The organism is Flavobacterium sp. LPB0248 (assembly GCF_013388355.1).
GTDB lineage: Bacteria > Bacteroidota > Bacteroidia > Flavobacteriales > Flavobacteriaceae > Flavobacterium.
The window spans coordinates 1,741,071-1,767,897 of record NZ_CP058246.1 but is presented as its reverse complement, the minus strand read 5'-3'; the positions used below and the strand labels follow the sequence as shown (position 1 = coordinate 1,767,897).

21 protein-coding genes are annotated in these 26,827 nt (G+C 34.3%); 4 read left to right on the top strand and 17 right to left on the bottom strand.

Annotated elements, in window-relative coordinates; genetic code table 11:
* Positions 1-143 precede the first annotated feature (143 nt).
* Together aceB and aceA are read left to right on the top strand one after the other, a co-directional pair.
* Positions 144-1,745, top strand: a complete 1,602-nt coding sequence (gene aceB / locus LPB248_RS07345) for a malate synthase A (protein ID WP_177210859.1) — start codon at positions 144-146, stop codon at positions 1,743-1,745.
* A gap of 166 nt (positions 1,746-1,911) precedes the next feature.
* Positions 1,912-3,192, top strand: a complete 1,281-nt coding sequence (aceA, locus tag LPB248_RS07340) for an isocitrate lyase (RefSeq protein WP_177210858.1) — start codon at positions 1,912-1,914, stop codon at positions 3,190-3,192.
* Between the two features lie 107 nt (positions 3,193-3,299).
* On the opposite strand, the gene LPB248_RS07335 is transcribed toward aceA, so the two are convergent.
* The 8 genes from LPB248_RS07335 to LPB248_RS07300 all read right to left on the bottom strand — a co-directional run bounded on the left by LPB248_RS07335 (position 3,300) and on the right by LPB248_RS07300 (position 11,787).
* On the bottom strand, positions 3,300-3,875 hold the full coding sequence (locus LPB248_RS07335; RefSeq protein WP_066032734.1) for a Crp/Fnr family transcriptional regulator: 576 nt from the start codon (positions 3,873-3,875) through the stop codon (positions 3,300-3,302).
* Positions 3,875-4,195, bottom strand: coding sequence for a DUF6370 family protein (locus tag LPB248_RS07330; RefSeq protein ID WP_177210857.1), 321 nt, complete (start codon positions 4,193-4,195; stop codon positions 3,875-3,877). The genes LPB248_RS07335 and LPB248_RS07330 overlap by 1 nt, the downstream gene beginning before the upstream one ends.
* A 2-nt stretch (positions 4,196-4,197) precedes the next feature.
* Complete coding sequence (gene purT / locus LPB248_RS07325; RefSeq protein WP_177210856.1) at positions 4,198-5,358, bottom strand: formate-dependent phosphoribosylglycinamide formyltransferase; 1,161 nt, start codon at positions 5,356-5,358, stop codon at positions 4,198-4,200.
* A 487-nt stretch (positions 5,359-5,845) separates the two neighbouring features.
* A complete protein-coding gene (locus LPB248_RS07320; RefSeq protein ID WP_177210855.1) occupies positions 5,846-7,714 on the bottom strand; it encodes a peptidase U32 family protein in 1,869 nt (622 codons plus the stop codon).
* Between the two features lie 159 nt (positions 7,715-7,873).
* Positions 7,874-8,464: a hypothetical protein gene (locus LPB248_RS07315; protein ID WP_177210854.1), complete on the bottom strand. Its 591-nt coding sequence runs from the start codon at positions 8,462-8,464 to the stop codon at positions 7,874-7,876.
* 123 nt (positions 8,465-8,587) lie between these two features.
* The gene (locus tag LPB248_RS07310) at positions 8,588-9,043 is read right to left on the bottom strand and encodes a ferritin-like domain-containing protein (RefSeq protein WP_177210853.1); all 456 of its coding nucleotides are present in this window, start codon (positions 9,041-9,043) and stop codon (positions 8,588-8,590) included.
* A gap of 380 nt (positions 9,044-9,423) precedes the next feature.
* Positions 9,424-10,614 (bottom strand): pyridoxal phosphate-dependent aminotransferase, encoded by a 1,191-nt coding sequence (locus tag LPB248_RS07305; RefSeq protein ID WP_177210852.1) that lies wholly within the window; start codon positions 10,612-10,614, stop codon positions 9,424-9,426.
* Positions 10,615-10,689: 75 nt separating this feature from the next.
* Entirely contained in the window at positions 10,690-11,787 is a 1,098-nt protein-coding gene (locus LPB248_RS07300; protein ID WP_177210851.1) for a fatty acid desaturase family protein, read from the bottom strand.
* 107 nt (positions 11,788-11,894) lie between these two features.
* On the opposite strand from LPB248_RS07300, the gene rsmG reads away from it, so the two are divergent.
* Positions 11,895-12,524, top strand: a complete 630-nt coding sequence (rsmG, locus tag LPB248_RS07295; RefSeq protein ID WP_177210850.1) for a 16S rRNA (guanine(527)-N(7))-methyltransferase RsmG — start codon at positions 11,895-11,897, stop codon at positions 12,522-12,524.
* A 587-nt stretch (positions 12,525-13,111) separates the two neighbouring features.
* Here the strand turns inward: rsmG and LPB248_RS07290 are convergent.
* The 7 genes from LPB248_RS07290 to map all read right to left on the bottom strand — a co-directional run bounded on the left by LPB248_RS07290 (position 13,112) and on the right by map (position 22,368).
* The gene (locus LPB248_RS07290; protein ID WP_177210849.1) at positions 13,112-13,843 is read right to left on the bottom strand and encodes a hypothetical protein; all 732 of its coding nucleotides are present in this window, start codon (positions 13,841-13,843) and stop codon (positions 13,112-13,114) included.
* A 321-nt stretch (positions 13,844-14,164) separates the two neighbouring features.
* Entirely contained in the window at positions 14,165-15,790 is a 1,626-nt protein-coding gene (gene pruA / locus LPB248_RS07285) for an L-glutamate gamma-semialdehyde dehydrogenase (RefSeq protein WP_177210848.1), read from the bottom strand.
* A gap of 154 nt (positions 15,791-15,944) precedes the next feature.
* Positions 15,945-16,331 (bottom strand): Co2+/Mg2+ efflux protein ApaG, encoded by a 387-nt coding sequence (gene apaG, locus LPB248_RS07280; RefSeq protein WP_008467225.1) that lies wholly within the window; start codon positions 16,329-16,331, stop codon positions 15,945-15,947.
* A 79-nt stretch (positions 16,332-16,410) separates the two neighbouring features.
* Entirely contained in the window at positions 16,411-17,664 is a 1,254-nt protein-coding gene (locus LPB248_RS07275) for a DUF5103 domain-containing protein (RefSeq protein ID WP_177210847.1), read from the bottom strand.
* Positions 17,665-17,738: 74 nt separating this feature from the next.
* Positions 17,739-20,645, bottom strand: coding sequence for a DEAD/DEAH box helicase (locus tag LPB248_RS07270; RefSeq protein ID WP_177210846.1), 2,907 nt, complete (start codon positions 20,643-20,645; stop codon positions 17,739-17,741).
* Positions 20,646-20,756: 111 nt separating this feature from the next.
* Complete coding sequence (locus LPB248_RS07265; protein ID WP_177210845.1) at positions 20,757-21,530, bottom strand: class I SAM-dependent methyltransferase; 774 nt, start codon at positions 21,528-21,530, stop codon at positions 20,757-20,759.
* 19 nt (positions 21,531-21,549) lie between these two features.
* The gene (gene map, locus LPB248_RS07260; protein WP_177210844.1) at positions 21,550-22,368 is read right to left on the bottom strand and encodes a type I methionyl aminopeptidase; all 819 of its coding nucleotides are present in this window, start codon (positions 22,366-22,368) and stop codon (positions 21,550-21,552) included.
* 235 nt (positions 22,369-22,603) lie between these two features.
* Here map and LPB248_RS07255 point away from each other — a divergent pair, with 235 nt between their 5' ends.
* Positions 22,604-23,857, top strand: coding sequence for a DUF445 domain-containing protein (locus tag LPB248_RS07255; RefSeq protein ID WP_177210843.1), 1,254 nt, complete (start codon positions 22,604-22,606; stop codon positions 23,855-23,857).
* Positions 23,858-23,903: 46 nt separating this feature from the next.
* Here the strand turns inward: LPB248_RS07255 and LPB248_RS07250 are convergent, their stop codons facing one another.
* Together LPB248_RS07250 and gpmI are read right to left on the bottom strand one after the other, a co-directional pair.
* Positions 23,904-24,878 (bottom strand): integrase core domain-containing protein, encoded by a 975-nt coding sequence (locus LPB248_RS07250; RefSeq protein WP_177210027.1) that lies wholly within the window; start codon positions 24,876-24,878, stop codon positions 23,904-23,906.
* Positions 24,879-25,099: 221 nt separating this feature from the next.
* Positions 25,100-26,617, bottom strand: coding sequence for a 2,3-bisphosphoglycerate-independent phosphoglycerate mutase (gene gpmI, locus LPB248_RS07245; protein ID WP_177210842.1), 1,518 nt, complete (start codon positions 26,615-26,617; stop codon positions 25,100-25,102).
* Positions 26,618-26,827: the final 210 nt, after the last annotated feature.

Below are 26,827 nucleotides of genomic sequence, written 5' to 3'. Positions count from 1 at the left end.
AGCGAACGTTCGCTTGTTTTGTAAAAAACTTTTTTCTAATATTGTGGTGTAGAAAATATTAATTATCAGTTTGTTATGAATTTTTGTTTTTGAAAAACATAGAATCGATTCAATTACTGCTAATGAAATTAAAAACCACAGCTATGAAAAACCAATTAGAAATTACCGAAACGGCAATGGAATTTTTAGCCGAAAAGAAGCTTCGTTATCCAAAGATCTGGACAGAAGAAGCCATTGTTTTTATAACTGAATTGCATAGAAAATTCGAATCACAACGAAAACTATTGCTTTTACAGCGTGAGCAAAAACAAGTCACTTTTGATCAGGGAATTATGCCGGTTTTTATTCCAGAAACCAAAAGTGTGAGAGAAGGAAGTTGGAAAGCTGGAGAAATTCCGAAGGATTTACTGGATCGTAGAGTAGAAATTACTGGACCTGTTGATCGAAAAATGATCATCAATGCTTTGAATTCGGGAGCAAAAACCTTCATGGCCGATTTTGAAGATAGCACTTCGCCAACGTGGCAAAACTTGATGGACGGACAGGTAAATTTGATTGATGCGGTAAACAAAACAATCACGTTTACTGATTTGGTAAAACAGAAATCGTATCATTTAAATGAAAAAATCGCAACGTTAATTGTACGTCCGAGAGGTCTGCATTTGCCAGAAAAACATGTTCTAGTTGAAGGAAATGAAGTTTCGGGTTCTTTGATAGATTTTGGTTTATATGTTTTTCATAATCATAAACGACTTTTAGAAAACAATTCTGGACCGTATTTCTACATTCCGAAATTAGAGCATTATCTGGAAGCGCGTTGGTGGAATAATGTAATTGATTTTACCGAGGATTATTTAAAACTGAACAGAGGAACGATAAAAGTGACGGTTTTAATTGAAACTATAACGGCAAGTTTTCAGCTGGATGAAATTATTTACGAATTGAAAGAACATATCGTTGGCTTAAACTGCGGACGCTGGGATTATATTTTCTCTTATATCAAAAAGTTTAGAAAAAATCCAAGATTCATCGTTCCAGATCGTGATCAGGTAACTATGACTTCGCCTTTTATGAATGCGTACTCTAATCTGGTAATTCAAAGATGTCATAAAAGAGGAATTCATGCGATTGGTGGAATGGCAGCACAGATTCCGATTCGAAACGATGAAGAAGCCAATGCAGTCGCTTTCGCAAAAGTAAGAACCGATAAAGAGCGTGAAGTTAAAAATGGACATGACGGCACTTGGGTAGCGCATCCGGATTTAGTTGCAATAGCAAAAGAGATTTTTGATAAAGGAATGCCAACTCCAAATCAGATTCATGTAAAAAGAGAACATCGAAAAATTACAGAAGCCGATTTGATTGAACCACCAATTGGGCTGATAACTGAAAACGGTGTTCGCAAAAACATCAACGTTGGAGTTTTATATCTGGCTTCATGGCTAAACGGACAAGGCGCAGCTGCATTGCATAATTTGATGGAAGATGCCGCAACGGCCGAAATTTCGAGATCACAATTATGGCAATGGCTTCAGAATAAAGTGATTTTGGATAATGGACGAAAATTAGATTTGGCTTATTATCATGAATTGGCTTTAGATGAATTCAGAAAAATCAAGGAAGAACTAGGAGAGGAAAATTATGAAAAACAACAATTTCCATTAGCCGAAAAAATGCTGGAAAGACTGGTTGTAAACCTGCATTTTGTAGATTTTCTTACTCTTCCATGTTATAAATATCTATAAACTTTTAAAATCTGCTCAATCTGCCAGATCTGCGAGCGAATAAATTTTTCTCACAGATTTAGCAGATAAGGCAGATAAAATAAGAGAAAAAATCAGTCTGGTTAAGCTGAACACTTAAAACTTTGACTGAACACTAAAAAACGAACCACTTTAACTAAACTATATTATGAAAACAACAGAAGACAGAATTCAGGAATTGATTAACGATTGGATTACAAACCCGAGATGGAAAGGAGTAGAGCGTCCTTATACTGCGAGTGAAGTAGTTACGCTTCAAGGTTCGTATAAAATTGAGCATTCTATTGCCAAAATGGGGGCAGAAAAATTATGGAGAAAGTTAAAAAGTCAGGATTATGTTGCGGGTTTGGGAGCGTTGACTGGAAATCAAGCGATTCAGGAAGTCGATGCGGGTTTAGAAGCGATTTATTTAAGCGGATGGCAGGTTGCAGCTGATGCAAATCTGGCGGGAGAAATGTATCCTGACCAATCGCTTTACCCGGTAAACAGTGTTCCGATGGTGGTGAAAAAGATCAACAACGCTTTACTTCGTGCCGATCAGATTCAGACTGTAAATAATATTGAAGATAGAAAAGATTATTTAGTTCCAATTGTAGCTGATGCCGAAGCTGGTTTTGGAGGCAACTTAAATGCTTTCGAATTAATGAAATCTATGATTGAAGCTGGAGCTTCTGGAGTTCATTTTGAAGATCAGCTGAGTTCTGCTAAAAAATGCGGACACTTGGGCGGGAAGGTTTTAGTTCCCACTCAGGAAGCAATCAATAAATTAATTGCAGCACGACTGGCTTCAGATGTTATGGGTGTTTCAACTTTAATAGTTGCTCGAACAGATGCTGATGCTGCAAATTTACTAACAAGCGATGCCGATCCTAGAGACAAAAAATTTCTAACAGGAGAAAAAACGGCTGAAGGTTTCTTCTATGTGAAAAACGGAATTGATCAGGGAATTGCAAGAGGTTTAAGTTACGCGCCTTATGCCGATTTGATTTGGATGGAAACCAGTAATCCGGATTTGGATTATGCAAGGAAATTTGCAAAAGCAATGAAAAAAGAATTTCCTGATAAAATGCTGGCTTATAATTGTTCTCCGTCTTTTAATTGGGCAGCAAAATTAACAGTTGCTGAAATGGAAACATTTAGAGAAGATTTGGCTGCAATGGGATATAGTTTTCAGTTCATTACTTTAGCTGGATTCCATGCATTGAATACGAGTATGTTTGAATTGTCTAGAGCTTATAAAGAGCGAGGAATGGCAGGCTATTCTGAATTGCAGGAACGCGAATTCGCTTTGCAGAAAAACGGATTCAGAGCCGTAAAACACCAAGCTTTTGTTGGAACTTCTTATTTCGATGCGGTTCAAAATACGGTAATGTTAGGTAAATCAGCAATAACCGCAATGGAACATTCTACAGAGGTTGAGCAATTTTAATTCTTGTTTTACCATTAAGATATTAAGAAAGTTAAGCTTTATATCCTTAAAAAAATAAGGAAGATTAAGTCTAGCTTAATGAACCTTAATATCTTAATGGTTTAATTTTATTTTTTTAAAAGACGAGCTTTCATTTTGCTGAAAAATTCTGGTGTTACGCCAATGAAAGAAGCGATTTGTTTTTGAGGAACTTTGTGAACTAATGTTCCGTATTTTTTTGTGAATTTTTCAAAGCGTTCTTCCGCAGGTAAACTCAAATTATCCATTAATCTCTGCTGGTTGGCAACTAAAGAGTTTTCGATTAAAATTCTAAAAAATCGTTCCAATTTTGGAATCTCAAGATACAATTGTTCCTGATTTTCTTTAGACAAAGAAACCACTTCGGCTTCTTCCAGAACTTCAATAAAAAGCTGTCCTGGTTTCTGCGAAAAATAACTGTACATATCACTCATCCACCAGCCTTCGCAGGCAAATGATAAAACATGTTCAACAATATTATCGTTGATATTGAAACTTCTTAAAATACCTGAATTTACGAAATAGGAATGTTTGCAGACTTCGCCGGCATTTAATAAAAGTGTTTTGGCTTTGTAAGTGTTCGTTTCTAGTTTAGATAAAAAAAGCGCCTGTTCTTCTGGTGTAAGAGAAACGTGTTTGGCAATATTTTCGAGAATTAATGCCATTATTTTTTATCGTCGATTAAAGTAAATGAAGTTGCTTTGAATCTATCTCCTTTAATTTCTCCTGTAACTAAAGCTTTGCTTATTGCATTACAGAATCCTTTTTCAGCGTGAGCGTCTCCATGATCATGAATTGTCGTTCCGTCAACGAAATAAGATTTTCCGTCAATACGAACTGCTAAATCACAGCTTTTGCCTTTCATTCCGAATTGGCATTCCCCGCAAGATGCTTCAACGACTGTTGGTTTATCAAATTTCTTTTTAGTTTGAGCTTGTACTGCAATTCCAATAAAAAGGAATGTTGCTAATATTATATTTTTCATAATTAAGAATTTACTGTTATTAATTTTGCTGTTTCTTTGGCACGTTCTGTTACTTCAGTAATTGGAGTTGAAAGTGAATCATGGCTTAAAACAACTCCCATTCTGCGGTAAGGTCTTGAAGTTGGTTTACCAAAAATTCTGAAATCAGTTTTTGGTAATGCGGCTACTTTTTCAATTCCGGTAAAAGTTGGATTTGCTGAATCTTCTGATGCTAAAATTACAGCACTTGCACCAGCTTTTTCTAAAGTAATTTCAAAAATTGGAAGGCTCAAAATGGCTCTTAAATGCAATTCAAATTCGTTGAAGTTCTGTGTTCCAGCTAAAGTTACCATTCCGGTATCATGCGGACGCGGAGAAAGTTCAGAGAAATAAACGCCTTCATTCGTTAAGAAAAACTCTACACCAAACAGTCCGGCACCGCCAAGTGCTTCCGTGATTTTTTCGGCCATATCCTGAGCTTCATACAAATCTTTTTCTGAAACTAAAGCAGGCTGCCAGCTTTCCTGATAATCGCCTCTTTCTTGTCTGTGACCAATTGGAGCGCAGAATAAAGTTGGATTATTATTTTGAGTAATCGTTAAAAGTGTAATTTCTGAATGGAAATCTACAAATGCTTCGACAATTACTTCGATAACATCGCCACGCGAACCTGCAACAGCATATTGCCAAGCTTTTTCGATATCGCTTTCTATTTTGATTGTAGATTGTCCTTTTCCTGACGAAGACATTAATGGTTTTACCACGCAAGGAATTCCAACTTCCTGAACAGCTTTTTGTAGTTCTTCCGCTGAAGTTGCGTATTGATATTTTGCTGTTCTTAATCCCAATTCTTTTGCTGCTAAATCGCGAATAGCTTTACGATTCATAGTAAAGTTTGCCGCTTTCGCTGAAGGTACAACTGTTATTCCTTGCTTTTCGTAATCGTAAAAACGTTCGGTGCGAATGGCTTCTATTTCGGGAACTATAAAATCGGGTTGGTGTTTGGCTACGATTCGGTCAAGTGCTTCACCGTCGAGCATATTGATGACTTCAAAGCCGTGCGCAACCTGCATGGCTGGTGCGTTTTCGTAACTGTCAACTGCAATTATGGTTTGTCCGATTCGTTGTGCGGCAATGACAAATTCTTTGCCTAATTCGCCTGAACCTAGGAGTAGTATTTTCATTTTGGAGTAGTGTATTGTTTGAGTAGTAAAAGTAGGGAAAAAGGTTTTAACCGCAAAGTTCGCAATCCCGATAGCTATCGGGAACGCAAAGAGTGCTAAGTTTTTGTTTTTAAGACAAAAAAGATCGCAAAGAATTTCTCACGCAGATTTTGGAGATTCGGCAGATTTAATAACCAATTTACGTTTTAGAAATAGTAACCACACAGTTTGTCATTTCGAGGAACGAGAAATCACACTCGGGATTCGACAAAGATTGGCGATTTTGATTGTGGAGTTTCTAGTGTGATTTCTCGTTCCTCGAAATGACAAGATTTTGGGAATTATAAACGTTAAAGTTCTTCTGAAACCGTTCGCGTGAGGGATAGTAGTGGAAAGCCCACAGCCGTGAGGAACGAACAGGCGAGGACTTGGAACGGATAGCCCGACCCGGAGGGACACGCCCAAAATAAAAAACCGACACTTCTTTTAAAAGTATCGGTTTTGTATATTAATGAAAATGATCTTCTTCAATCTCAAATTCAGCATCTTTTTCCCAGATTTCCATTTCGCAAGGTTTGCAGTTGAATTTTAGTTTGTATTCTAATTCTCCCTGTTTTAATACTAATGGTTCTTTTACTTTTACACCAACGATGTCTTTTTGGTGTATCGGACATTTTTTCAACTCGTATTTGATGCAATATTTGGTTGTCATTACACGAGATTTTCCTGGATCCCATTGTAATTCGAATGCTTTCTCGATTTCGGTAACACCGTGACGTTCGTAGAATTTACGAGCCGTTTTGTTCGAAACGTTGTACATGAAATCCAGTTTAGTTTCAGGATATGGGTGTGACGTTTTTACTAATTGGTGTTCCTCGCGAACGTAATTTGCCAAACGAATTTCTGATAACTGATCGAAAACATTTCTTCTCATTTCGTTAATTTTTGAAATAGGAAGGAACCAGTTTTCAGAAAACATTACATTAATTTCATCGGCGCTATAAGGTGTAAAACCTGTTTTAGCCAATTGAACTTTGATGTTTTCTTCGATCGATTCGCCTGTTTTTGTTTTTTCTTTTGCGTGTTCTAGTTTTACAGTACTTACGTTTCCGTCTTCATCGGTTGCGATTAATTCAAAACCATTTTCATTTTCAGTAAGCAATAAAGTAGTTCCGATTTTACGGATGGCACTATCTTCCCTTTCTACGATTTTGATGAAAGCAGCGTCGTTATTTCTATAGATGAAAGTTCCGTCTTTGATTTCCTTTAAAACGTTTGGATAAACTTTTCCGTTTTCGGCTTTGTTTACGTAGATTCCGTCAGCTTCATTATTTTCGTTGATGAAGCAAAGTCCGTCGCCGTTGTTTAATAATTCACCGTTTTCGATTTCGTAAGCGTTTCCAACAGTTCGAATTAATTTACCAATATATTGTCCTTTCGATTTTGGACTTTCCCAAGAACCAATAGAACTGTGTCTTTCGTTTACAAAATAATCGGTATAACCACGATTGAAAGTTCTGCTTAATGTAGAATCAAAAGTATACGTACATTTTCCAGAAGAAGCTTTGATGTATTTATCACTTCCTTCTAAATAACTGTCTAATTTTTGACGCAAATATGATACGTTGTTTTTAACGTAAGCAACATCTTTTAATCTTCCTTCGATTTTGAAAGAAACGATTCCCGCTTCAATCAAATTCGGGATTTGATCTGAAACATCTAAATCTTTAATAGAAAGCAAGTGACTGTTTCTAATTAAAGTATCTCCGTTTCCGTCGATTAAGTTATAAGGTAAACGGCAGTTTTGTGCACAAGAACCACGGTTCGCGCTTCTTTCTCCGTTAGCCACACTCATATAGCAGTTTCCGCTGAAAGAAACACATAATGCTCCAGTTACGAAAAACTCTAATTCAACATCAGCGTGGTCGTATATTGTTTTAATTTGATGCAGATTTAATTCACGTGCTAAAACCACGCGCTTAATTCCAGCATCTTTTAAGAATTTAATTTTATCGGCGTCACGATTATTAGCTTGTGTACTGGCGTGAAGTATGATAGGAGGCAAGTCCATTTCCATAATCGCCATATCCTGAATGATCAATGCATCGACACCAATATCGTATAATTCCCAAATCATAGCACGACACGTTTCTAATTCGTTGTCGTATAAAATGGTATTCATAACCACAAAAACCTGCGCGTTAAATAAGTGCGCGTATTTTACCAGTTCAGCAACATCTTCGATTGAGTTGTTGGCATTAGAACGTGCACCAAACTGTGGCGCACCAATATATACTGCATCCGCGCCACTGTTTATGGCGGCGATTCCTCCAATTAAATCTCTAGCAGGAGCTAATATTTCGATTTTCTTCTTCATTTCTAAAACTTTAGACTTTTGTGGTATTCCCGAAAAAAAGTGTGCAAAGGTCTAATAAATTATTCGAGTTTGCTAGCGATGAAGCGTTTTTTTTGAATTTGTTAACTTAATATGGAATGAAGATAAATGAAGTTTTTAATTAAGAATGAAGAAATATAATTAATCAAGCGGAAAATTATACCCAAGTGCAAATACGGAGGTAGACTGTTTTGCAGCTGGATGAAAATACCCAGAAATTTCGATTTCGAAATTATTATGTCTGCCGACAGCCAATCCAATACTAAATGGAATATGTAGTAAAACATCACTTTTATTAAAATTAACGTTGGGTGTAAAGGTCTCGAATTTACCAATAGAAGTTCCAATGCCACCTTCAATAAATGGTGCAACCCACGGAATTGGTGCGCAAAGACGAATTTTGCTTCCCAATAAAAATGCATTAGTTGTTACTTTATACTGAGGTTGATTTTGTATGTTTTGATCTTTGTCAACAGATTCAAAAATAGCTCCAGCGTAAGGTCTTACGCTAAACCATGATTTTATTCCTATAATATATTCTCCTTGAAGATAAAGGCCACCTCCCATAACATCTATTTCGTCTTGACTTCCATAATCTTCAATATAATATGAAGCGCTGGATCCATAGCCTATTGAAGCCTTTATAGATTTTCCTATAGTTTGTGCTTTTAACTGATTTTGAAAGCACGTAAAAAGGATAAATGTAAATAAAAGACGAATTGTAAATTTCATGATTTTTGCTTGATTAGTTAAAAATTTTATCGCGCAAATGTAGGATTTTTTTTTCAAATTTAACAAATAAAAAACCGCCCAATCCGAAGACTAAGCAGTTTTCAAAAAAAAAGCATGAATCGTTTAGCTTGCTTTCATTTTAATTTGCGATAAAGTATTTTGAATGCTATTTAATTGTTTAGAAACAATGTAAATCTGATCATGTTCTAAATGATTTTCTTCGAGTGCTTTTTTGTATTTTTCAATTGCAGCTTCTTCACCTGTAATACAAGCATTTATAATGGCTTCTGTGTCACCTCCCGTAAATGCAGATTTAATATCAATCCATGCGCGGTGTAAAGCTCCAAGTGGGCCTCCGCCTGAATTGTCTGTTGATTTTCCCAGTTTATTGATTTGGTCCTGCAGTTCTACAATAAATAAAGCTCGTTCGCGGGCATATTCAAGGAAATCGGTTTTCATTGCCGGATTTTCTACATGTTCTGCTGCATCTGTATATCCTAGTTTTCCATCCTCAAGAATTGAAATTAATCCTTCTAAAGTTTTAACGGTTTCTTGTGTGGTTTCATCTGTATGTATCATAACTAATAGCTTTTAAATTAATATCACAAAGTTGACGATTTATAAAGAGTTATGTTTTACAGGATTACATTTGAGGTTTTATAATATTGTAGAATGGGAATTTTGAAACTGTTTTTTTGTTCGCCACGAATTTCACGAATTTTAAATGCTCAAAAATTTAGTTTTGAAAATGATATTTCTTGTATGCTGTTTGCGTGAGGGATAGAAGTGGAAAGCCCGGAGCCTGACGAAGGAAGTGCGAGGACTTGTAACGGATAGCCTCCCGATAACTATCGGGACAGGCTCACACCCAAAATAAACTCATAAAAAAAACAGCTTAAAGTATAAAAGTGATGAAACTTTTGAACCTTAAGCCGTTTTTAATAAAACTTAGAATATTGTTATGCAGTCAAAGCTTCTTTGATTCTGCGTAATGCTTCTTTTAAAATATCGTTGCTTGTTGCATAAGAGAAACGAATACAGTTTGGATTTCCGAAAGCGTCTCCAGTTACTGTTGCCACGTTTGCCTCAGCTAAAAGATACATCGAAACATCGTTTGCATCTTTAATTTCGTGTCCTTTTAATGTTTTTCCGAAGAAAGAAGAAACGTCTGGGAACACGTAGAATGCACCTTCTGGAACGTTGATTTTTACTCCTGGAATTTCTTTTAATAATCCAACTACTAAATCTCTACGCCCGTGGAAAGCTTCAACCATGTGGTTTAAAACGCTTGGATCAGCATCTACTGCAGTGATTGTAGCGCGTTGAGCCACAGAATTTGCACCAGAAGTTACTTGCCCTTGAATTTTTGTACACGCTTTTGCGATGAATTCAGGTGCTCCAATATAACCAATTCTGTATCCTGTCATTGCGAATGCTTTTGCAACTCCGTTTACAGTGATTGTTCTATCTAACATTCCAGGGATAGATCCGATGCTGCAGAAAGTTCCTGAGAAATTGATGTGCTCATAAATTTCGTCTGAAACTACATAGATATTTGGGTGTTTTTCTAAAACTTTTGCCAATGCTGTTAATTCTTCTCTGCTGTAAACAGAACCCGAAGGATTACAAGGAGAAGAGAACCACATCATTTTTGTTTTTGGTGTGATGGCAGCTTCTAATTGTTCTGGTGTCATTTTGAAATCTGTTTCTACAGAAGTTGGAACTTCAACAGGAACTCCGCCAGAAAGTTTTACGATTTCGAAGTAAGAAACCCAGTAAGGTGCTGGTAAAATAACTTCGTCACCGTCGTTTAACATTACTTGTGCAATGTTGTATAAAGATTGTTTTGCACCTGTAGAAACTACAATTTGAGTTGGTTTATAATCTAATCCGTTGTCTCTTTTGAATTTTCTGCAAATTGCTTCTCTCAATTCAAGGTAGCCTTCTACTGGAGAATAAGTGCTATAATTTTCGTTTACTGCTTTTATTACTGCTTCTTTAATAAAGTCTGGTGTGTTGAAATCTGGTTCACCTAAACTTAAGCTGATAATGTCTTTTCCTTGTGCTTTTAATTCTCTTGCCAAAGCGGCCATTGCTAATGTCTGCGAAGTCGCAAGATTGTTGATTCTGTCCGAAAGAATATGATTCATTATAAAATTTTTGAATGTCCTTAATTTGCTGTGCCTGTTAAGGAAGGTTAATTATTAATAGATTTTCTTTAGTTTTTAAACTGATAATTCTGGTTTCATTCCCAATTCACGTAAATGCTTAAAGTGAGCAACAACGGCACTTCGCATTGTTTTATACTCGTAATAAGGCAAGTTGCACTCTTTTGCTGTTTCTTTTACGATTTTTGCAATTTTACCATAGTGTATATGGCTGATATTTGGGAAAATATGATGTTCGATTTGATGATTTAATCCACCAGTATACCAGTTTACGATTGCATTTTTTGGTGCAAAATTAGTTGTAGTATACAATTGGTGAATTGCCCAAGTATTATCCATTTCTCCTAAATCATTTGGAGTTGGATTTGTAGTATGATCAACCACGTGAGCTAATTGAAAAACGATACTTAAGATTAATCCGGCTGTGTAATGCATTGCAAAAAATCCAACAAGAACTTTCCACCATGTAATTCCAATTACAATTGGCAAAACAATCCAAATCGAAACGTAAATCATTTTAGTAATGATAAGTGTTGTCCAAAGGATCTTAGGGTTTTTTGGTTCTCCGTAAGATAATTTTCTTTTCAGGTAATTTCTCATCTGCTTAAAATCAGTTGTTAAAGCCCAATTGAAAGTCAATAAGCCGTATAAGAAAACAGAATAATAATGTTGGAAACGGTGAAAACGATGCCATTCTGCATGTTCAGTAAAACGAATAATTCTTCCTGCATCTAAATCCTCGTCATGCCCTGGAATATTAGTATAAGTATGGTGCAATACATTATGTTGTACTTGCCAGTTGTAAACATTCCCAGCCAAAACGTAGATTGTTCCGCCCATAAATTTATTAATCCAACTTTTAGTAGAGTAAGAACCATGGTTACCATCGTGCATTACATTCATTCCAACGCCAGCCATTCCTATACCCATTACAATCGATAACAATAGCATTAACCAAAAAGGCATCTCGAGAGTAAGAATTAAAAAATAGGGAGTTAGAAAAACAGCAAATAGAATAACTGCTTTTAAGTGTAACTTCCAGTTTCCGGTTTTTTTGATATTGTTTTCTTTAAAGTAATTGTTAACGCGAGAGTTAAGCGTTCTAAAAAACTTTAAATTGTCTTGCCGTGCAAAAGTTGGAGCAGTGTTATTCATAATTAATTTAAATAGGTTTCAAAGGTAATTATTATAAATTCTCAATTTGCAAAATTGAGTTAAATATTTCAATCGTAAAGTAGTACTTTTGTTAAAAATTTACAGCAATGGATGAGATATTGAAATATTTTCCCAATTTGACCGATCTTCAAATCGAGCAATTTCAAAAATTAGACTTTTTATACCACGATTGGAACGAAAAAATCAATGTTATTTCGCGCAAAGACATTGATTCATTATATACAAAACACATTTTGCATTCTTTAGGAATTGCTAAAATTATGAAATTCGAACCTGGAGCTACTGTTCTGGATGTTGGAACAGGAGGCGGTTTTCCTGGAATTCCGTTAGCGATTCTTTTTCCCGAAACTCGTTTTTATTTGATTGATGTTATTGCAAAAAAAATAAAAGTTGTTCAAGGTGTTGTAGATGCATTAGAATTGAAGAACGTAAAAGCAGAACAAAAACGTGCTGAATTAGTAAAAGGTGACTTCGATTTTATTGTCAGCCGCGCCGTAACCAATATGCCAGATTTTGTTTCTTGGATAAAAGATAAGATTAAAAAGCAGCATAAGCATAAATTAAAGAATGGTATTCTGTATTTAAAAGGTGGTGACTTAGCAGAAGAACTAAAAGATTTTCCAAATGCTACTTTGTATGACTTGGCTGAAATCTTTGATGATGAATTTTTTGAAACTAAAAAAGTGGTTCATCTTCCTTTAAAGTTTAAACCTTAGATATTAGCATAAAAAAACCGAAAAGAATTTCTTTTCGGTTTTTTTGAATTAATAGTCATTATTGTAAACCTTTTGTTTGCAGGCATAAATTTTATTTTTAGTTAATCCCTAGTAAAACTTTTCTTTTTATCAAAAGGCTCTGATTCAACTAAAGTTTCATAATTTTTGTATTCATTTTTTAATGATGATGGTGTCCATTTGTTTTCAATCATTTCATAGCATTTTGCCCTATAATTGTATAAAGATACGATTTGTGTAATTTCTTTTTGAAAGCTTTGCTCTTCATGCCATATACTGCCACATTCTCCGCACCCAAAGAAACTAGAAGTGCTGTCTTCAATTAACTCTACGCAGCCTGTACAATGACTAACAGGACAACGATATGTGTATGAGTCGACTTCTATAGCTGAATTTTGGATGTCATCATTTTCTTGTTGATAGTTAGTTGCAAGTCCACAAAGAGAACATTCAAGGATAATAAACTTTTGACCTCTTTAATAAATCTGTTACCAGATTTATCTGTTTGTTAGATAATTCAAAAGTTTGATGACAGGATTGGCATTTACTCTTTTTAACTATTACCATATTTAAGATGCCTTTCTTGAAAAATTTAAAAAAGAATTTGCTTTAAGATCTAAATTGTCGATAAAATTATGAATTGCATTTTCTGATGCTTCAACAGTATATTGAAATTCTGAATCAAAGAAAAATTCTCTAGAAATCACAGGTTCGTTTGAAGAATCATAGACAGCTTCATCACTTTCATCCAATACATCGGTTTTATAGGTGTTAGGATGAGAGTTTGTTAAATTGCTAATAGTTTGGCTAAACCAGTTGTCAAAAATTTTCTTTTTTGGTGTAATATGCCGTGCTAGGAGAACCAATCCGACAAGGTCATTTTGTAAAAAGTATGATCCTTTTCTATATCGCGCATCAATCATTCTAACATTCATTAATGCAATCCAAAGTGCTCCATCGACTGGTCCATTTGCTGGTATTTCAAAATCGGTATCAAATAATAATGGATTTGTCTGTTCGCGATTATTGATAGAGCACCAAAGTGCTTCGATACGCTTTTTTGTATCGTGAGTGGCTTGACTATATCCCGTAAAGCGCCAGTAGATCCATTCTAACAAAGCTGCTGTCAGTCCTATAGAGCCTTTATGGTTAATCTGCATTAACGTGTTTTCAAGCTCGATATTTCCTTCTACGCAATCCAAAAGTTTGTTTATTTTCTTTTTTGTCCACTTAAAATTAATAGGATGTCCTATACTTTTTGATTCCATAATGACTTCAGGAACATTGTTTAAATTTCTCATTCTTATGCTATTTATTTTATTATATCTTTTAATGTTGTCTAATATTGAAACAAATTTAGGAGGATGAGTTTTTTTTGAGAGACACAAAAAGTTTTTAAAATATCAAAATAAGGCATTTAATTTTTTTAAAGCATTGATTTTTAAATAAATAAGAAAAGTATTACAAAAGTGTGTTCTTGCAAAAGAAGGAATATATAGGAGAAAATGAGGAAGTTTTGACGGAATTATTATTTTTCCATATTTCTAATCACATAAAAAGCAAAAGCAGGAATTTCAATCAAAATTCCTGCTTTTTTATAATTTAAACTCTTTAAAATCAGATTATCCTAAGAAAGGGTATCTGTAATCTTCTGGAGTTACAAAAGTTTCTTTAATAGTTCTTGGAGAAGCCCAACGTAATAGGTTTAATGCAGAACCTGCTTTATCATTAGTTCCAGAAGCTCTTGCTCCACCAAATGGTTGCATTCCTACAACTGCTCCGGTTGGTTTATCGTTGATATAGAAGTTACCAGCAGCGTTTTGCAATTTAGTTGTAGCTACTTCAATAGCATAACGATCTTGGCTGAAAACGGCTCCAGTTAAAGCATACTCAGAAGTGGTATCTACTAATTCTAAAGTTTCTTCCCATTTAGCATCTTCATAAACATAAATCGTGATAACTGGTCCAAACAACTCAGTTTCCATTGTAGTATATTTAGGGTTTGTCGTTACAATAACCGTTGGCTCAATAAAGTATCCAACAGATTTATCGTAATTTCCTCCAACGATGATTTCAGCATCAGCATCTTTTTTAGCTTGGTCAATATAACTTGCTAATTTATCAAAAGAACCTTCGTGGATAACTGCTGTAATGAAGTTTCCAAAATCTTCTGGAGAACCCATTTTCATAGATTTTACATCAGCAACTAATTGTTCTTTTACAGCTGGCCATAAACTTTGAGGAATATAAGCTCTAGAAGCTGCAGAACATTTTTGCCCTTGGAATTCGAAAGCTCCACGAGTAATTCCTGTAACAACTTGTTTTACATTTGCACTTGGGTGAGCAATGATAAAATCTTTACCTCCAGTTTCACCAACAATTCTTGGGTATGTTTTGTAATTGTGAATGTTTGCTCCAATTTTAGCCCAAATATCTTTAAATACATGAGTTGATCCTGTAAAATGAATACCAGCAAAATCACGACTAGCTAAAACAGTATCTGTAATCATTAAAGCGTCTCCAAAAACTACGTTGATAACGCCATCAGGAACTCCAGCTTCTTTGAAAACTTCTAAAATGATTTTTGTAGAAAATACTTGGCTATCACTTGGTTTCCAAACCACAACGTTACCCATCATTGCAGCACTTGCAGGAAGGTTTGCAGCGATTGCAGTAAAGTTGAAAGGAGTAATAGCGTAAACAAAACCTTCTAATGGTCTGTACTCTACACGATTCCAAACAGAAGAATCAGATTTTGGCTGATCGTTGTAGATTTGAGTCATAAACTCAACATTGTAACGTAAAAAGTCGATTAATTCGCAAGAAGCGTCAATTTCTGCTTGGTGAATATTTTTAGATTGACCAATCATTGTCGCAGCGTTAATACGAGCTCTGTATGGTCCAGCGATAAGTTCAGCTGCTTTTAAGAAAATAGCCGCACGCTGTTCCCATGCTAAGTTTGCCCATGCTTTTCTTGACTCAAGCGCATTTGCAATGGCTTTTTCGATATGTTGTTTTTCTGCCAAATGATACTTTCCAACTACGTGTTTGTGATCATGAGGTGCTGTAATGTTTCTTGTATTTCCAGTTCTAATTTCTTCGTTTCCAATATACAAAGGAACGTCAATTTGAGAATTCCACATTGTGGTATAAGCAGCCTGAACAGCAGCTTTTTCTGGTGAATTTGGTGCGTAGCTTTTTACAGGCTCGTTTACCGCTTTTGGTACATGAAAAAATCCTTTAAGCATGTTATTTAAAATTTTGTGAATTAGACAATTTAAAGTTAGACGATTTGTTTTGTTACGAATAATCTAACGCTGCACAAAAGTACAAAGGATAAATTAATAAATTGACAATTTTATGATTAAGATAACGATAAAAGCTATAGATGTAAACTATATCTTAATTTAATGCAAAAGGAGCACACATTCTAAAAGTAGGAACAATTACTTTGAATGTTTTTGTAGTAGTAAAATTGATCATGTTGAAATGACCTTTCATCGCGCCGTAAGGAGACGATAACAAACAGCCAGAACTGTAAGTGTGGTTTTCACCAGGTTTTAAAACTGGTTTTTTACCGATAACGCCTTCGCCATCTACAACTTCTAGATCATTTAAAGAATCAAAAATTTCCCAGTGGCGAGAAGTTAATTGAACAGAATCTTTACTATGATTTTCGATGGTAACTACGTAGCTAAAAGCAAAATGAATCTTGTAGTTTTTGAAATATGTACCTTCAAAACTAGTCAAAACAGATATTTTTATGCCTCGTGTAATTTGAGAAACCATACTAACGCCGTATATATGTGAGTGTTATAAAGGCAAAGCTACGAAAAAAAATCATTTAATCTAAAACCTTAACATTGTTTTAATTGACTATATTGATAGAGTTTGCATTTCCTTTCCCAATAACGCGCTGATAACGATCTGTTGCTTCTTTATAATAGACCAAGATGGTGTACTCGTTTTCAGTCTGATAAAAGTTTCCGTCAATGGCATTTTCAAAATCGATTACTCCTTTTTTGTCTGCAACGGTATATTGAAAATTAGTAAAACCTTGTTTGATCATAATGGCTTTTTCAAAAACTCCTTTGTCTGCATTGTAATCCATTTTGTATTCTGGCGAAAGACTATAATTATTAAACATTCCAGTAATATAAATGTCTTTGTTCATTCTAAAAGCAGGAGCAGAAAGAGTAAAATAAACCCAAGCATAATCGGCTTCAATGTCGTTATTAGAACCGTTGATATTCTTAACTACAAAATTTCCGTTTACGTCTTCATAATTGGTGTAAATCTGATTTCCTCTTGCAGCGTTAGTATATAAAAACGCATTGTAAATATCATTGTTTGAACCTATTTTGGCAACATTATTATTTGCTGCTCGAATGTCTTTGTTTTCAAAATATAAAAACTCGTTTCCGCCCCAAAACTGGGTTTCTTTGTCATATTTATAAACCAGCTGATTGCCTATTGTGTATTGGGGGACAACATTTTTTATCTCTGTATGAAAGTTGCCATTTTGCAGTAAAAGAACTTTTACATTTTGCAATGGAGTTTGAAAAACAATATCATTAGATAAAATGGCAAAATCAAGATTCTGTTTGTAATCAATATTACTCAGGTTACGGGTTCTTTTTACCTGCACACCAACCGTACAATGATTTTCATGCAAAATAAATTTTCTGGAGAAAACAACTTCTCTGTCTTCATTGAGAATTCGCAACATATAATTCCCCGAAAGCTTCAATAATTGTGTAAACTGGTTTGGAAAAGAGAGCCTATAGTGCGTATATACCTGCAATGTATTAAACGAATTCGAAAAATCGGTAATTCTCTGATTGTCCATACCAAGAATATAGTCTGTTTTTGGAATTTGTGTCGGAAACCAGTTGTAGTCGCAATGAATAACTTCAAAATAATAATTGGCTTCGTTGCCAAATAAATCATCAAATTGAAAGGTAAATGGAGAACCTAATTCGAAGATTGGCGGAACATTACTGCCATTTTGGATAAATGAAACAGTTTTAATATTATAAGGTGGATCGATTTCTTTTTCTTGAGCTTTCGCTAAAGTGAAAATGAAAAGAAAAATAAAGCTTGTATATAAAAATTTTGGCATCTTAAAACGTTGTAAGATTGTAAATATAACAATTTTATATAACGAAAAAGATGCCATTCTATTGGATTTAACGATTAAGAACCCAAAATATATTCTAAGTTGCCTTCAATTTCATCATTAATATAACTTTCTTCTAAAAGAGAATCTGACAATAATTTTTTGTTTTCCTGCAATTTGATGATTTTCTCTTCAACTGTATTTTTCGAGATAAAACGAATCACGTTTACTTTATTCAATTGACCAATTCGATGTGCTCGGCCAATACCTTGTTTTTCTGCAAAAGGATTCCACCAAGGATCTAAGAATAAAACGTAAGAAGCTTTTGTGATATTCAAACCAACGCCTCCCGCTTTAAGCGAAATAAAAAACAGCAGCGGATTTTCTTTTTCCTGAAACATTTTAACCTGCTGTTCTCTTTTGTCTGATGGGGTTTCGCCTGTAATTTCACAGAAATCTATTTTGTTTTCTTTACACCAATCGGTATAGAAATTTAAATTGGTAACAAACGAACTGAAAATGATTACTTTCTGTTTTGCTTTTACTAAATTTTCTAAATAATTGGTTACAGCAATATATTTTCCAGAATCAACTTCAGATTCCTGATCAACCATTTTCGGGTGATTACTCAGCTGTCGTAACATCATCAAAGTATTGATGATGTTTATTTTATCTGGACTCGATCCGTCGGTTTTAAGCAAGAAATTACGGGCTTTAGATTTCTCTTTTTCGTATAATTTTTCCTGTTCAGGATCCATGTCACAATAATAAATCTGCTCTGTCAATTCAGGAAGATCTTTTAAAACCTGTTCTTTAGTTCTTCTTAGAATATAAGGTTGGATAAGATTTTTTAATTCAGCAAGAACCTCTTCATTTTGTTTTTTCTCAATCGGATTTTTGAAATTTTCCATAAAGAAAGCATAACTGCCCAAAATATCTGGATTGATAAATTGCATTTGCGACCATAAATCGTCAAGCGAATTTTCGATTGGCGTTCCGCTCAAAGCAATTTTATGTCCAGTGCTTATTTTATTTATGGCTTTAAAAATCTTAGAATTTTTGTTTTTGATGTACTGACTTTCATCTAAAATTAAATAACGGAAATCGTATTTTTCTAAAATAGAAATATCTCGATGAACGATGCTATAGCTTGTAAAAATCAGATCGGTTGAATTGATGTTGCTTGCTAACATTTTTCGATCATTTCCGACATATTGCATTTTAGAAAAGTGAGGCGTAAACTTTCCAGCTTCATTAAACCAGTTAAAAACCAATGAGGAAGGCAGAACGATTAAAGCCTTAAGCGGTTCTCTTTCAATTGTGGTTTCGTTTGAAAATAAATCAAAATTGGTGGTTTTAGTGGTAAAACCTAATTGTTCCTTAACAGAAACCAAAGCAGATAATGTTTGCAAGGTTTTTCCAAGTCCCATATCATCGGCCAGACATGCACCCATATTGGAATTGAAATGACCTAAAAGCCATTTTACACCATCAACTTGATAAGGTCTTAAAGTTGCTTTTATTAAGTCTGAAGCTGTAAATTCAGCTTGATGAATCTGATCCAAATCATTGTCGATTTCCGAAATTCCGTCAAGAGCTGTAAAGTTGCTTTTACGTAAAAGCAAAACGCCGTTTTCTGTTTTGGCTAATTTCGCTAAAGAACCATATTTGCTGAACCATTCTAACGGAATCAAAAAGTAGTTTCCGTCAGGCAATGCAAAAAGTCTTTCTTTGCTTTTTATATTCGGAATTATTTCGCTGAAATTGATTTTATAATTTCCAACCGTAATGATTATCTTGATGTCAAACCAATCGCCAGTTGTTTCTTTTGAAGCAGAAATAGTATGGTTTTCTGTAATGATTTCTTTGCTTTCCAGTTTTAAATTTTCGATAGTAAAACCTAAACTTTTCAGTTCTTCTTTATGATCAATTATCAGTTGGATGTTTATATAAGGATCTGTATTTTCCGCTTCTGAATTTAGTCCAAATAATTCGTTTTTGATTTTTGATAAACCAATTTCATTTAATTTATCGGTATATAAATTCTCGTCTGGATTTCTTTTAAATTGAATTATTTTAGGTTCATTAGCAACACTGAAATCTACAAAAGAATGTGTTTTTTTAGTTTTGCTTGCATCAAATGAATATCCGTTATAATCAAAATAAAGATTAAGATAATAACAGTTTTTAAAGAAATCGTGAATAGGCTGAATCGTACAGGAAATGATTTTGTCTCGAAGCTCAATCTCAAAACCAGTAGCTTCAATATCTATTTTCTTTGCTATTTGCGGAATAAAACTTTTAAAGTAGTCATCAACTAATTTTGAAGGAATTTCAATCGACTTTTTCTTTAAAAAAGGCATTAGTTTTTTTGAGTTTAATTCCTTTAATTGCCCTAATTTTTTATTGATAATCAGCCAGCCTGGTTCGTCCAAAAGAATTTCTGCTTTGCTGTCTATTGGAGAAAAAGTGATTTTATTTTCTTTTAAAGAAAGGGTATAAGTAATTCCTTCGTCATGTTTGTCAAATTGAATTTGAGGTTCAAAATCAAGTGGATCAATACTAACTCTCGAACGATAAAAATCTTTTTCAGGTCCGAGGTTTAAAGACAAAGGAAATTGTTCTTTTACAATTAAATCGTAAAACGAGCTTAAATTGAATTTTAAGTGCTGACGAATCGCAAATTCAATTTTTGAATCTTTCTGTAGATCGGCAATTGTTTTGGCTGATTTAATTTTAGCACCAAACTTTTTAAAAATAAACTCAGGTTTAAGAGAATCACAAGCAGTTAATATTCTCTTTGTGTTAGAATCAAGATTTTCAAAAGCGATTCCGAAACTTTCAAGCACATCTGGACTTGCTTTTTTGTCTAAATATTTGATTTCGCTAGTATTCTCAACAATGTAGGCAGTTGGAATATAGACATTCAGATTTTTTTCCAAACTGATGTCAAAACAGAACTGAAAGGATTTTGTAGGTTCCAAGGTTTAGGGATTTGGTTAGGCTTATATTTTGGGGATTGGGCAAAAAAATAAAGAGTTTTCAAATCTCATATTTTGAAAACTCTTTATTAAATGAACTTATATGGTGAAAAATTAGTTTTCCTGTTTAAAGCAAAGCGGAATAATCTCGCCTTTTGCTAAACAGTATTTCTCAACTAATTCTGGTGCAATTTTGTTAGTGTAATCTTCTTCGATAACAATAAATCCAATACTTCTTAATTTATCGAAATAATCGCGTCCGTAAACACGAACGTGATCGTATTGTCCGAAGATTTTAGCGCGCTCTTTTTGATCTGTAATCGAATCATCGGCAAATGTAACTTCACGCGATAAATCCTGAGGAATCTGTAAAATTGCCATTCCGCCTGGTTTTAAAACACGAAATAATTCCTGCATTGCTTTTGTATCGTCTGGAATGTGCTCTAAAACGTGATTGCATAAAATAACGTCGTATTCATTGTCTTTGAAAGGCAAATTACAAATATCTGCTTTTACATCAGCCAATGGCGAAAGTAAGTCAGTTGTTGTGTAATCTAAATTTTTCTGCTTGCGAAATCTTTTGTAAAAAGCTTGTTCCGGAGCAAAATGCAATACTTTTTTTGGTGCTGTAAAAAAATCAGTCTGATCGTTTAAATACAGCCAAAGCAAACGGTGTCTCTCTAAAGAAAGTGTACTTGGTGAAAGTACATTATTACGCTGTTTTCCGTATCCGTAAGGTAAAAACGATTTAAAGCTTTTTCCGTCAATTGGATCTGTAAATTTATCTCCTTTTAAAGAGAAAGCTAAAATTGGACGCGCAATATAACTTAAACGAATTAATATTGGACGCGGGATTGTATTTAAAACTAATTTGAAAAGTTTTTTCACAGGGCTGATTCGGGTTGTATTATAGTACTAATGGAACTTGTCTAAATTCGTCTTCTTCATTGCTTTCGATTCCTAGAGCTTTGTAGATGTATTGGAAAGTTGATAATAATTCAGGTTTTCCATCAATTAAAGCTACGTCATGCTCGAAATGCGCGCTAGGTTTTCCGTCAGCAGTCAAGATTGTCCAGCCGTCTTTAAGTTGTTTGATGTTTCTAGTTCCCATGTTGATCATAGGTTCGATTGCTACAACCATTCCTTCAACAAAAAGTTTTCCACGACCACGTTTTCCGTAATTTGGCATCTCTGGCTCTTCGTGCATTTTTTGCCCAACACCATGTCCGACCAATTCACGAACAACTCCGTAACCGTGAGCTTCAGTGTATTTTTGAATTGCATTTCCAACATCTTCAACGCGATTTCCAGCTTTAAATTCTCTAATTCCAACGTAAAGAGATTCTTTAGTTACGCGTAAAAGTTTTTTAACTTCAGGAGCAACTTCTCCAATTTCGAAACTATAAGCGTGGTCTCCGTGGAAACCATTTTTAAAAGCTCCGCAGTCAACCGAAATTACATCACCGCTTTTTAGAGGTGTATTATTAGGAATACCGTGAACAACCTGAGCATTTGGACTCATGCAAAGTGAATTCGGAAAATCATACAATCCAAGGAAACTTGGAACCGCACCGTGATCACGAATAAATTCTTCGGCTAATTTGTCAAGATATAATGTAGTTACTCCTTCTTTGATTTCAGAAGCAATCATTCCTAATGTTTTTGATACGATTAAAGCACTTTCGCGCATTAATTCGATTTCTTCTCTAGTTTTTTGGATAATCATATTTTTTCCATTTTCAGTTGGCAAAAGTACAATTTTTATCTCATTTTTTATGTAATTTTTTTTCGCCACGAATTCACAAATTATCTCAAATAAAAATCTTAAAAATCGGATTTCGCAAACTTCATTAATAAAGAATTTAAACGTAAAGTTTTGATACAATTCGTGAATTCGTGGCTAATAACTCGTGAGGCTTTCAGAAAAAAGCCATAAATTAGTAGTGCAAATGTTTATAATTATGGAAATTTCAACTGATCAAGATATAGCTAAAGTAAAGGCATTAAAGAAAATGAAAGCAACTGCTTTGTCTCTTTTGGGTTTCGCGGTGCTTCTTTTTATAATTGCAATTTACTTCAAAATTCCAATACTTCAAGCTTTTAGCGAGGCGGCAATGGTTGGCGGAATTGCAGATTGGTTTGCTGTTGTGGCACTTTTTCGTCATCCAATGGGAATCCCGATTTGGCATACGGCTATTATTCCGACTAAAAAAAATGAAATAGGAGAGAACCTTGGAAATTTTGTTTCTGAGGAGTTTTTAGACCGAGAAAAATTAGAAATAAAATTGGATGAATTCAATTTTGCCACCAAAGCTTCAGATTGGCTTTCTAAGCAAGAAAATGCTAATAAAATTGCCAATGCAGTTGCTGTAAATATTATTCCTGGAATTTTAAGAACTATAAAAGATGAAGATGTCAGAAGATTTATTCAGGTTCAGTTTAAGGAAAAAATAGAGGGAATTAATTTTGGCGATTGGGTGGCGTTGGCATTAGAACCTTTGCAAAAAGGAAATTTAAAAAATCATATGCTGACAAATCTTTTGGAGGTAATGAGTACTGAATTGACTAACAATAAGGATTTAATTAGGCAAAAAGTTAAAGCTTCAACTCCGCTTTTAAGTTTCGGATTGGCGGATAAAAGCATCACAGAAGGTGTTTTTAATGGTTTGCAAGATTTTCTAAATGAAGCTAAAAAGCCGGAAAGCGCAGTACGCGTAAAAATTGACGAATACATTTTTAATTTCTTAGAAAAAGTAAAAAACTCAGAAGAAATGAGAATTAAAATCAATGATATGATTTTGAGTTTCGTTGGAAAAAAAGAGGTTCAGGATTACATCAATAGCATTTGGGATGAAATTAAATTGTCAATTACCAATGATTTAAATAAAGGTGACGATTCTTCAATTAAAAATAATATTGCAGGATTAATCCAGACTTTCGGAAACGGAATCAAAGAAGATCCTATTATGATTGACAAGATAAACGGTTTCATTAAAAATGATTTGTTATCGATGCTTTTGAATAATAAAAAAGTAATAGGAGATTTGATTTCGTCAACCGTAAAAAGTTGGGACGGAAAAGAGGTTTCTGAAAAACTAGAATTGGAAATTGGAAAAGATCTTCAATATATCAGGATCAACGGGACTTTGGTTGGAGGTGTTATTGGTCTTGTGATTTATGGAGTAGAGCAGCTTTATCATTATTTTATGGTTTAAGATTATCTAGAAGTGCACGCAGTTTTGTCATTTCTGTAAAAGTCACTTATTTCGGTAACGGATTTATCATTTCGATCGGTTTTTTACCATCAATACCTTGATGCGGTCTTTCATGATTATAATAATATAAGTATTGTAATAATTCTTCTTTTAGTTCTTCTTGAGAATCAAAATCAGTATCTCTTAATAAATCTTCTTCTAGAGTTCTCCAAAAGCGCTCTACTTTACCGTTTGTCTGTGGTCTATATGGCTTTGTATATCTGTGCACTATGCCTAATTCCATAAGCATTCTTTCAAAAGGATGCTGGCTTTTTACTTTGCTTGTTTTAGGTCCAAATTCAGCTCCATTATCAGATAATATCTCTTCAAATTTTATTTCATAATGGCTGCTTAAGATATTTAAACATTTTAATGAAGCAAACATTACTGTTAAACTGGTAATATCTGAAACTAATTCAGCCCAAGCAATCCGGCTGTAATCATCAATTACACAGACTAAATAAAGCTTTTTGTTTTCTCCACGAATTATACTTTTACTTAAATAATGACAATCAATATGACCCAGCTGTCCCATTCTTTCCTTGATTATTTTCTGATGATTCTTTTTAATCTTCGGAGTTAACCTGTTTATTCTATGCCGTTTTAAAATATTATAAACTCCAGAATATGAAGGTGTATGTTTTCCTAATCTGGGATTTAAGATACTAACAATTTCATATTTATTGTTTCCTTTTTCTCTTAATTCAATTACTTTTTGTTCTATAAAAGGTAAAGGACGTCTTGTCTTGTATTTTGGACCACGTTTTTGAGGCAGTAAATCTAAAGACTTACCGCTCTGCTTATAGCGGTTATAATACTTTAAGAAACTTTTTCTGCAGGTGTCATTTGCCTTATAAAAATCCATCGCCTTTTTATGCACTGGATGAGTTTTACTTTTTACCTGCTCATATTCTCTTATCAAAAATCGATACTTCTCTAAATAGTTTCTTTCTAATGTTGAATCCTGACTGTTATTTCTCATCGCAACAAAATTTATTAAAGTTAAATTTTGTTACCGAAATATCTAACCTTTACAATTTCGACGAAGGAGAAATCTCCACAAGCAACTCCGCAACGAAAAGCCAATCTATGGCGAGCTTCTCGCGGAGATTTTTCCTTCGTCGAAATGACAAAAAATACGCAAAAATAAAAAAGAGGCTAATTTTTTAATTAGCCTCTTTTTATATAGGAGAAAATATTTTTCTACAAAAGCGAATGACAAGTCATTGCATTTGGCTGCTGAATTCCCATTAATTCTAAAATAGTAGGAGCAATATCACCTAAAACACCATTTTGGATGTTTTTCAATTCTTTGTCAACTAAAATAATCGGCACTGGGTTTGTTGTGTGAGCTGTATTTGGAGATCCGTCAGGATTGATCATAGTTTCACAGTTTCCGTGATCGGCAATTACGATTGTAGTATAATCATTTGCAAGAGCGGCTTCGATTACTTTTTTCGCGCAAGCGTCAACAGCTTCACAAGCTTTAATTGCAGCTTCCATAATTCCAGTATGACCAACCATGTCTCCGTTTGCAAAGTTTAAACAAACAAAATCAACTTCACCTTTGTTCAATTCAGGAACAAGAGCATCGGCCAATTCGTAAGCGCTCATTTCTGGTTTCAAATCGTAAGTTGCTACTTTTGGAGAGTTTCTCAAAATTCTCTCTTCACCTTCAAAAGGAGTTTCTCTACCACCAGAAAAGAAGAAAGTTACGTGAGGATATTTCTCAGTTTCAGCAATTCTGATTTGTTTTTTGCCTGCTTTTTCTAAAACCTCACCAAGTGTTTCGGTGATATTATCTTTATTGTAAACTACTTTTACGTTTTGGTACGTTTCATCGTAGTTTGTCAATGTTACATAATATAGGTTTAGTTTGTGCATATTTTGCTCGTGGAAATCTTGCTGAGAAAGCGCTTCAGTAAGTTCGCGTCCTCTGTCTGTTCTAAAGTTAAAGAAAATTACAACATCACCTTCAACAATTGTAGCAAGAGGTTTTGCGTTATCATCCACGATAACAACAGGTTCGATAAATTCGTCTGTTACATCTTTTTCATAGCTAGCAAGAACACTTGCAACAGCATTTGTTGATGGAGTTCCAACGCCGTTAACAAGAAGATCGTAAGCCAATTTTACACGCTCCCAACGTTTGTCACGATCCATTGCATAGTAACGTCCAACAATCGAAGCAATTTTTACAGGAGTATCTTTAATATAATCTTCAAGATCATGAATGTATTTTGCTCCAGATTTTGGGTCAACGTCACGTCCGTCTGTAAAAGCGTGGACATATACCTGATCTAAGCCATATTCTTGAGACGCATCGATTAATCCGCGAAGGTGTGAAGTATGTGAGTGAACACCACCATCTGAAACTAATCCTAAAAAGTGTACTTTTTTATTATTGTCTTTAGCATAATTAAAAGCGTCAATTAAAACCTGCTCTTTTGCTAAAGTTTTATGTTCTACAGCTAAATTTATTTTGGCCAAATCTTGGTACACAATTCTTCCTGCACCTAGATTCATATGTCCAACCTCGCTATTTCCCATTTGTCCTTCTGGAAGACCAACATTTAATCCGTCAGTTCTAAGCTGTGCACTTGGGTAGTTTTTGTATAAACTGTTTATAAAAGGAACATTTGCATTGTCTATTGCAGATACTTTAGGGTCAGGAGATTTTCCCCAACCATCTAAAATCATAAGGATAACTTTTTTGTTCATTGCATTTTTGTTTTCTACAAATATAAGGCATTTCTAAAGTTTGGAACCTGAGTAATGTTACATTTATGTTTAATAAAATGAACGATAAAAAAAAATATTGATTTAATTGAAGAAGCCTTTATTTTTTAAAATTAATTCACGCTAAGCTCTTTTTATGACTTTATTTTTGACGGCAGTATGGTCAATAAAGCATTTTATGCTAGTAGAAAA

What these genes read in the sequence shown, in the direction of transcription:
- LPB248_RS07290 (WP_177210849.1), bottom strand. Translation starts at nt 13,843, where the DNA reads ATGAGAAATTTAAACAATGTTCCTGAAGTCATTATGGAATCAAAAAGT.
- rsmG (WP_177210850.1), top strand. Translation starts at nt 11,895, where the DNA reads ATGGATGAGATATTGAAATATTTTCCCAATTTGACCGATCTTCAAATC.
- pruA (WP_177210848.1), bottom strand. Translation starts at nt 15,790, where the DNA reads ATGCTTAAAGGATTTTTTCATGTACCAAAAGCGGTAAACGAGCCTGTA.
- purT (WP_177210856.1), bottom strand. Translation starts at nt 5,358, where the DNA reads ATGAAAATACTACTCCTAGGTTCAGGCGAATTAGGCAAAGAATTTGTC.
- apaG (WP_008467225.1), bottom strand. Translation starts at nt 16,331, where the DNA reads ATGGTTTCTCAAATTACACGAGGCATAAAAATATCTGTTTTGACTAGT.
- LPB248_RS07250 (WP_177210027.1), bottom strand. Translation starts at nt 24,878, where the DNA reads ATGAGAAATAACAGTCAGGATTCAACATTAGAAAGAAACTATTTAGAG.
- LPB248_RS07320 (WP_177210855.1), bottom strand. Translation starts at nt 7,714, where the DNA reads ATGAAGAAGAAAATCGAAATATTAGCTCCTGCTAGAGATTTAATTGGA.
- LPB248_RS07300 (WP_177210851.1), bottom strand. Translation starts at nt 11,787, where the DNA reads ATGAATAACACTGCTCCAACTTTTGCACGGCAAGACAATTTAAAGTTT.
- aceB (WP_177210859.1), top strand. Translation starts at nt 144, where the DNA reads ATGAAAAACCAATTAGAAATTACCGAAACGGCAATGGAATTTTTAGCC.
- map (WP_177210844.1), bottom strand. Translation starts at nt 22,368, where the DNA reads ATGATTATCCAAAAAACTAGAGAAGAAATCGAATTAATGCGCGAAAGT.
- LPB248_RS07310 (WP_177210853.1), bottom strand. Translation starts at nt 9,043, where the DNA reads ATGATACATACAGATGAAACCACACAAGAAACCGTTAAAACTTTAGAA.
- LPB248_RS07315 (WP_177210854.1), bottom strand. Translation starts at nt 8,464, where the DNA reads ATGAAATTTACAATTCGTCTTTTATTTACATTTATCCTTTTTACGTGC.
- aceA (WP_177210858.1), top strand. Translation starts at nt 1,912, where the DNA reads ATGAAAACAACAGAAGACAGAATTCAGGAATTGATTAACGATTGGATT.
- LPB248_RS07330 (WP_177210857.1), bottom strand. Translation starts at nt 4,195, where the DNA reads ATGAAAAATATAATATTAGCAACATTCCTTTTTATTGGAATTGCAGTA.
- LPB248_RS07335 (WP_066032734.1), bottom strand. Translation starts at nt 3,875, where the DNA reads ATGGCATTAATTCTCGAAAATATTGCCAAACACGTTTCTCTTACACCA.
- gpmI (WP_177210842.1), bottom strand. Translation starts at nt 26,617, where the DNA reads ATGAACAAAAAAGTTATCCTTATGATTTTAGATGGTTGGGGAAAATCT.
- LPB248_RS07255 (WP_177210843.1), top strand. Translation starts at nt 22,604, where the DNA reads ATGGAAATTTCAACTGATCAAGATATAGCTAAAGTAAAGGCATTAAAG.
- LPB248_RS07275 (WP_177210847.1), bottom strand. Translation starts at nt 17,664, where the DNA reads ATGCCAAAATTTTTATATACAAGCTTTATTTTTCTTTTCATTTTCACT.
- LPB248_RS07305 (WP_177210852.1), bottom strand. Translation starts at nt 10,614, where the DNA reads ATGAATCATATTCTTTCGGACAGAATCAACAATCTTGCGACTTCGCAG.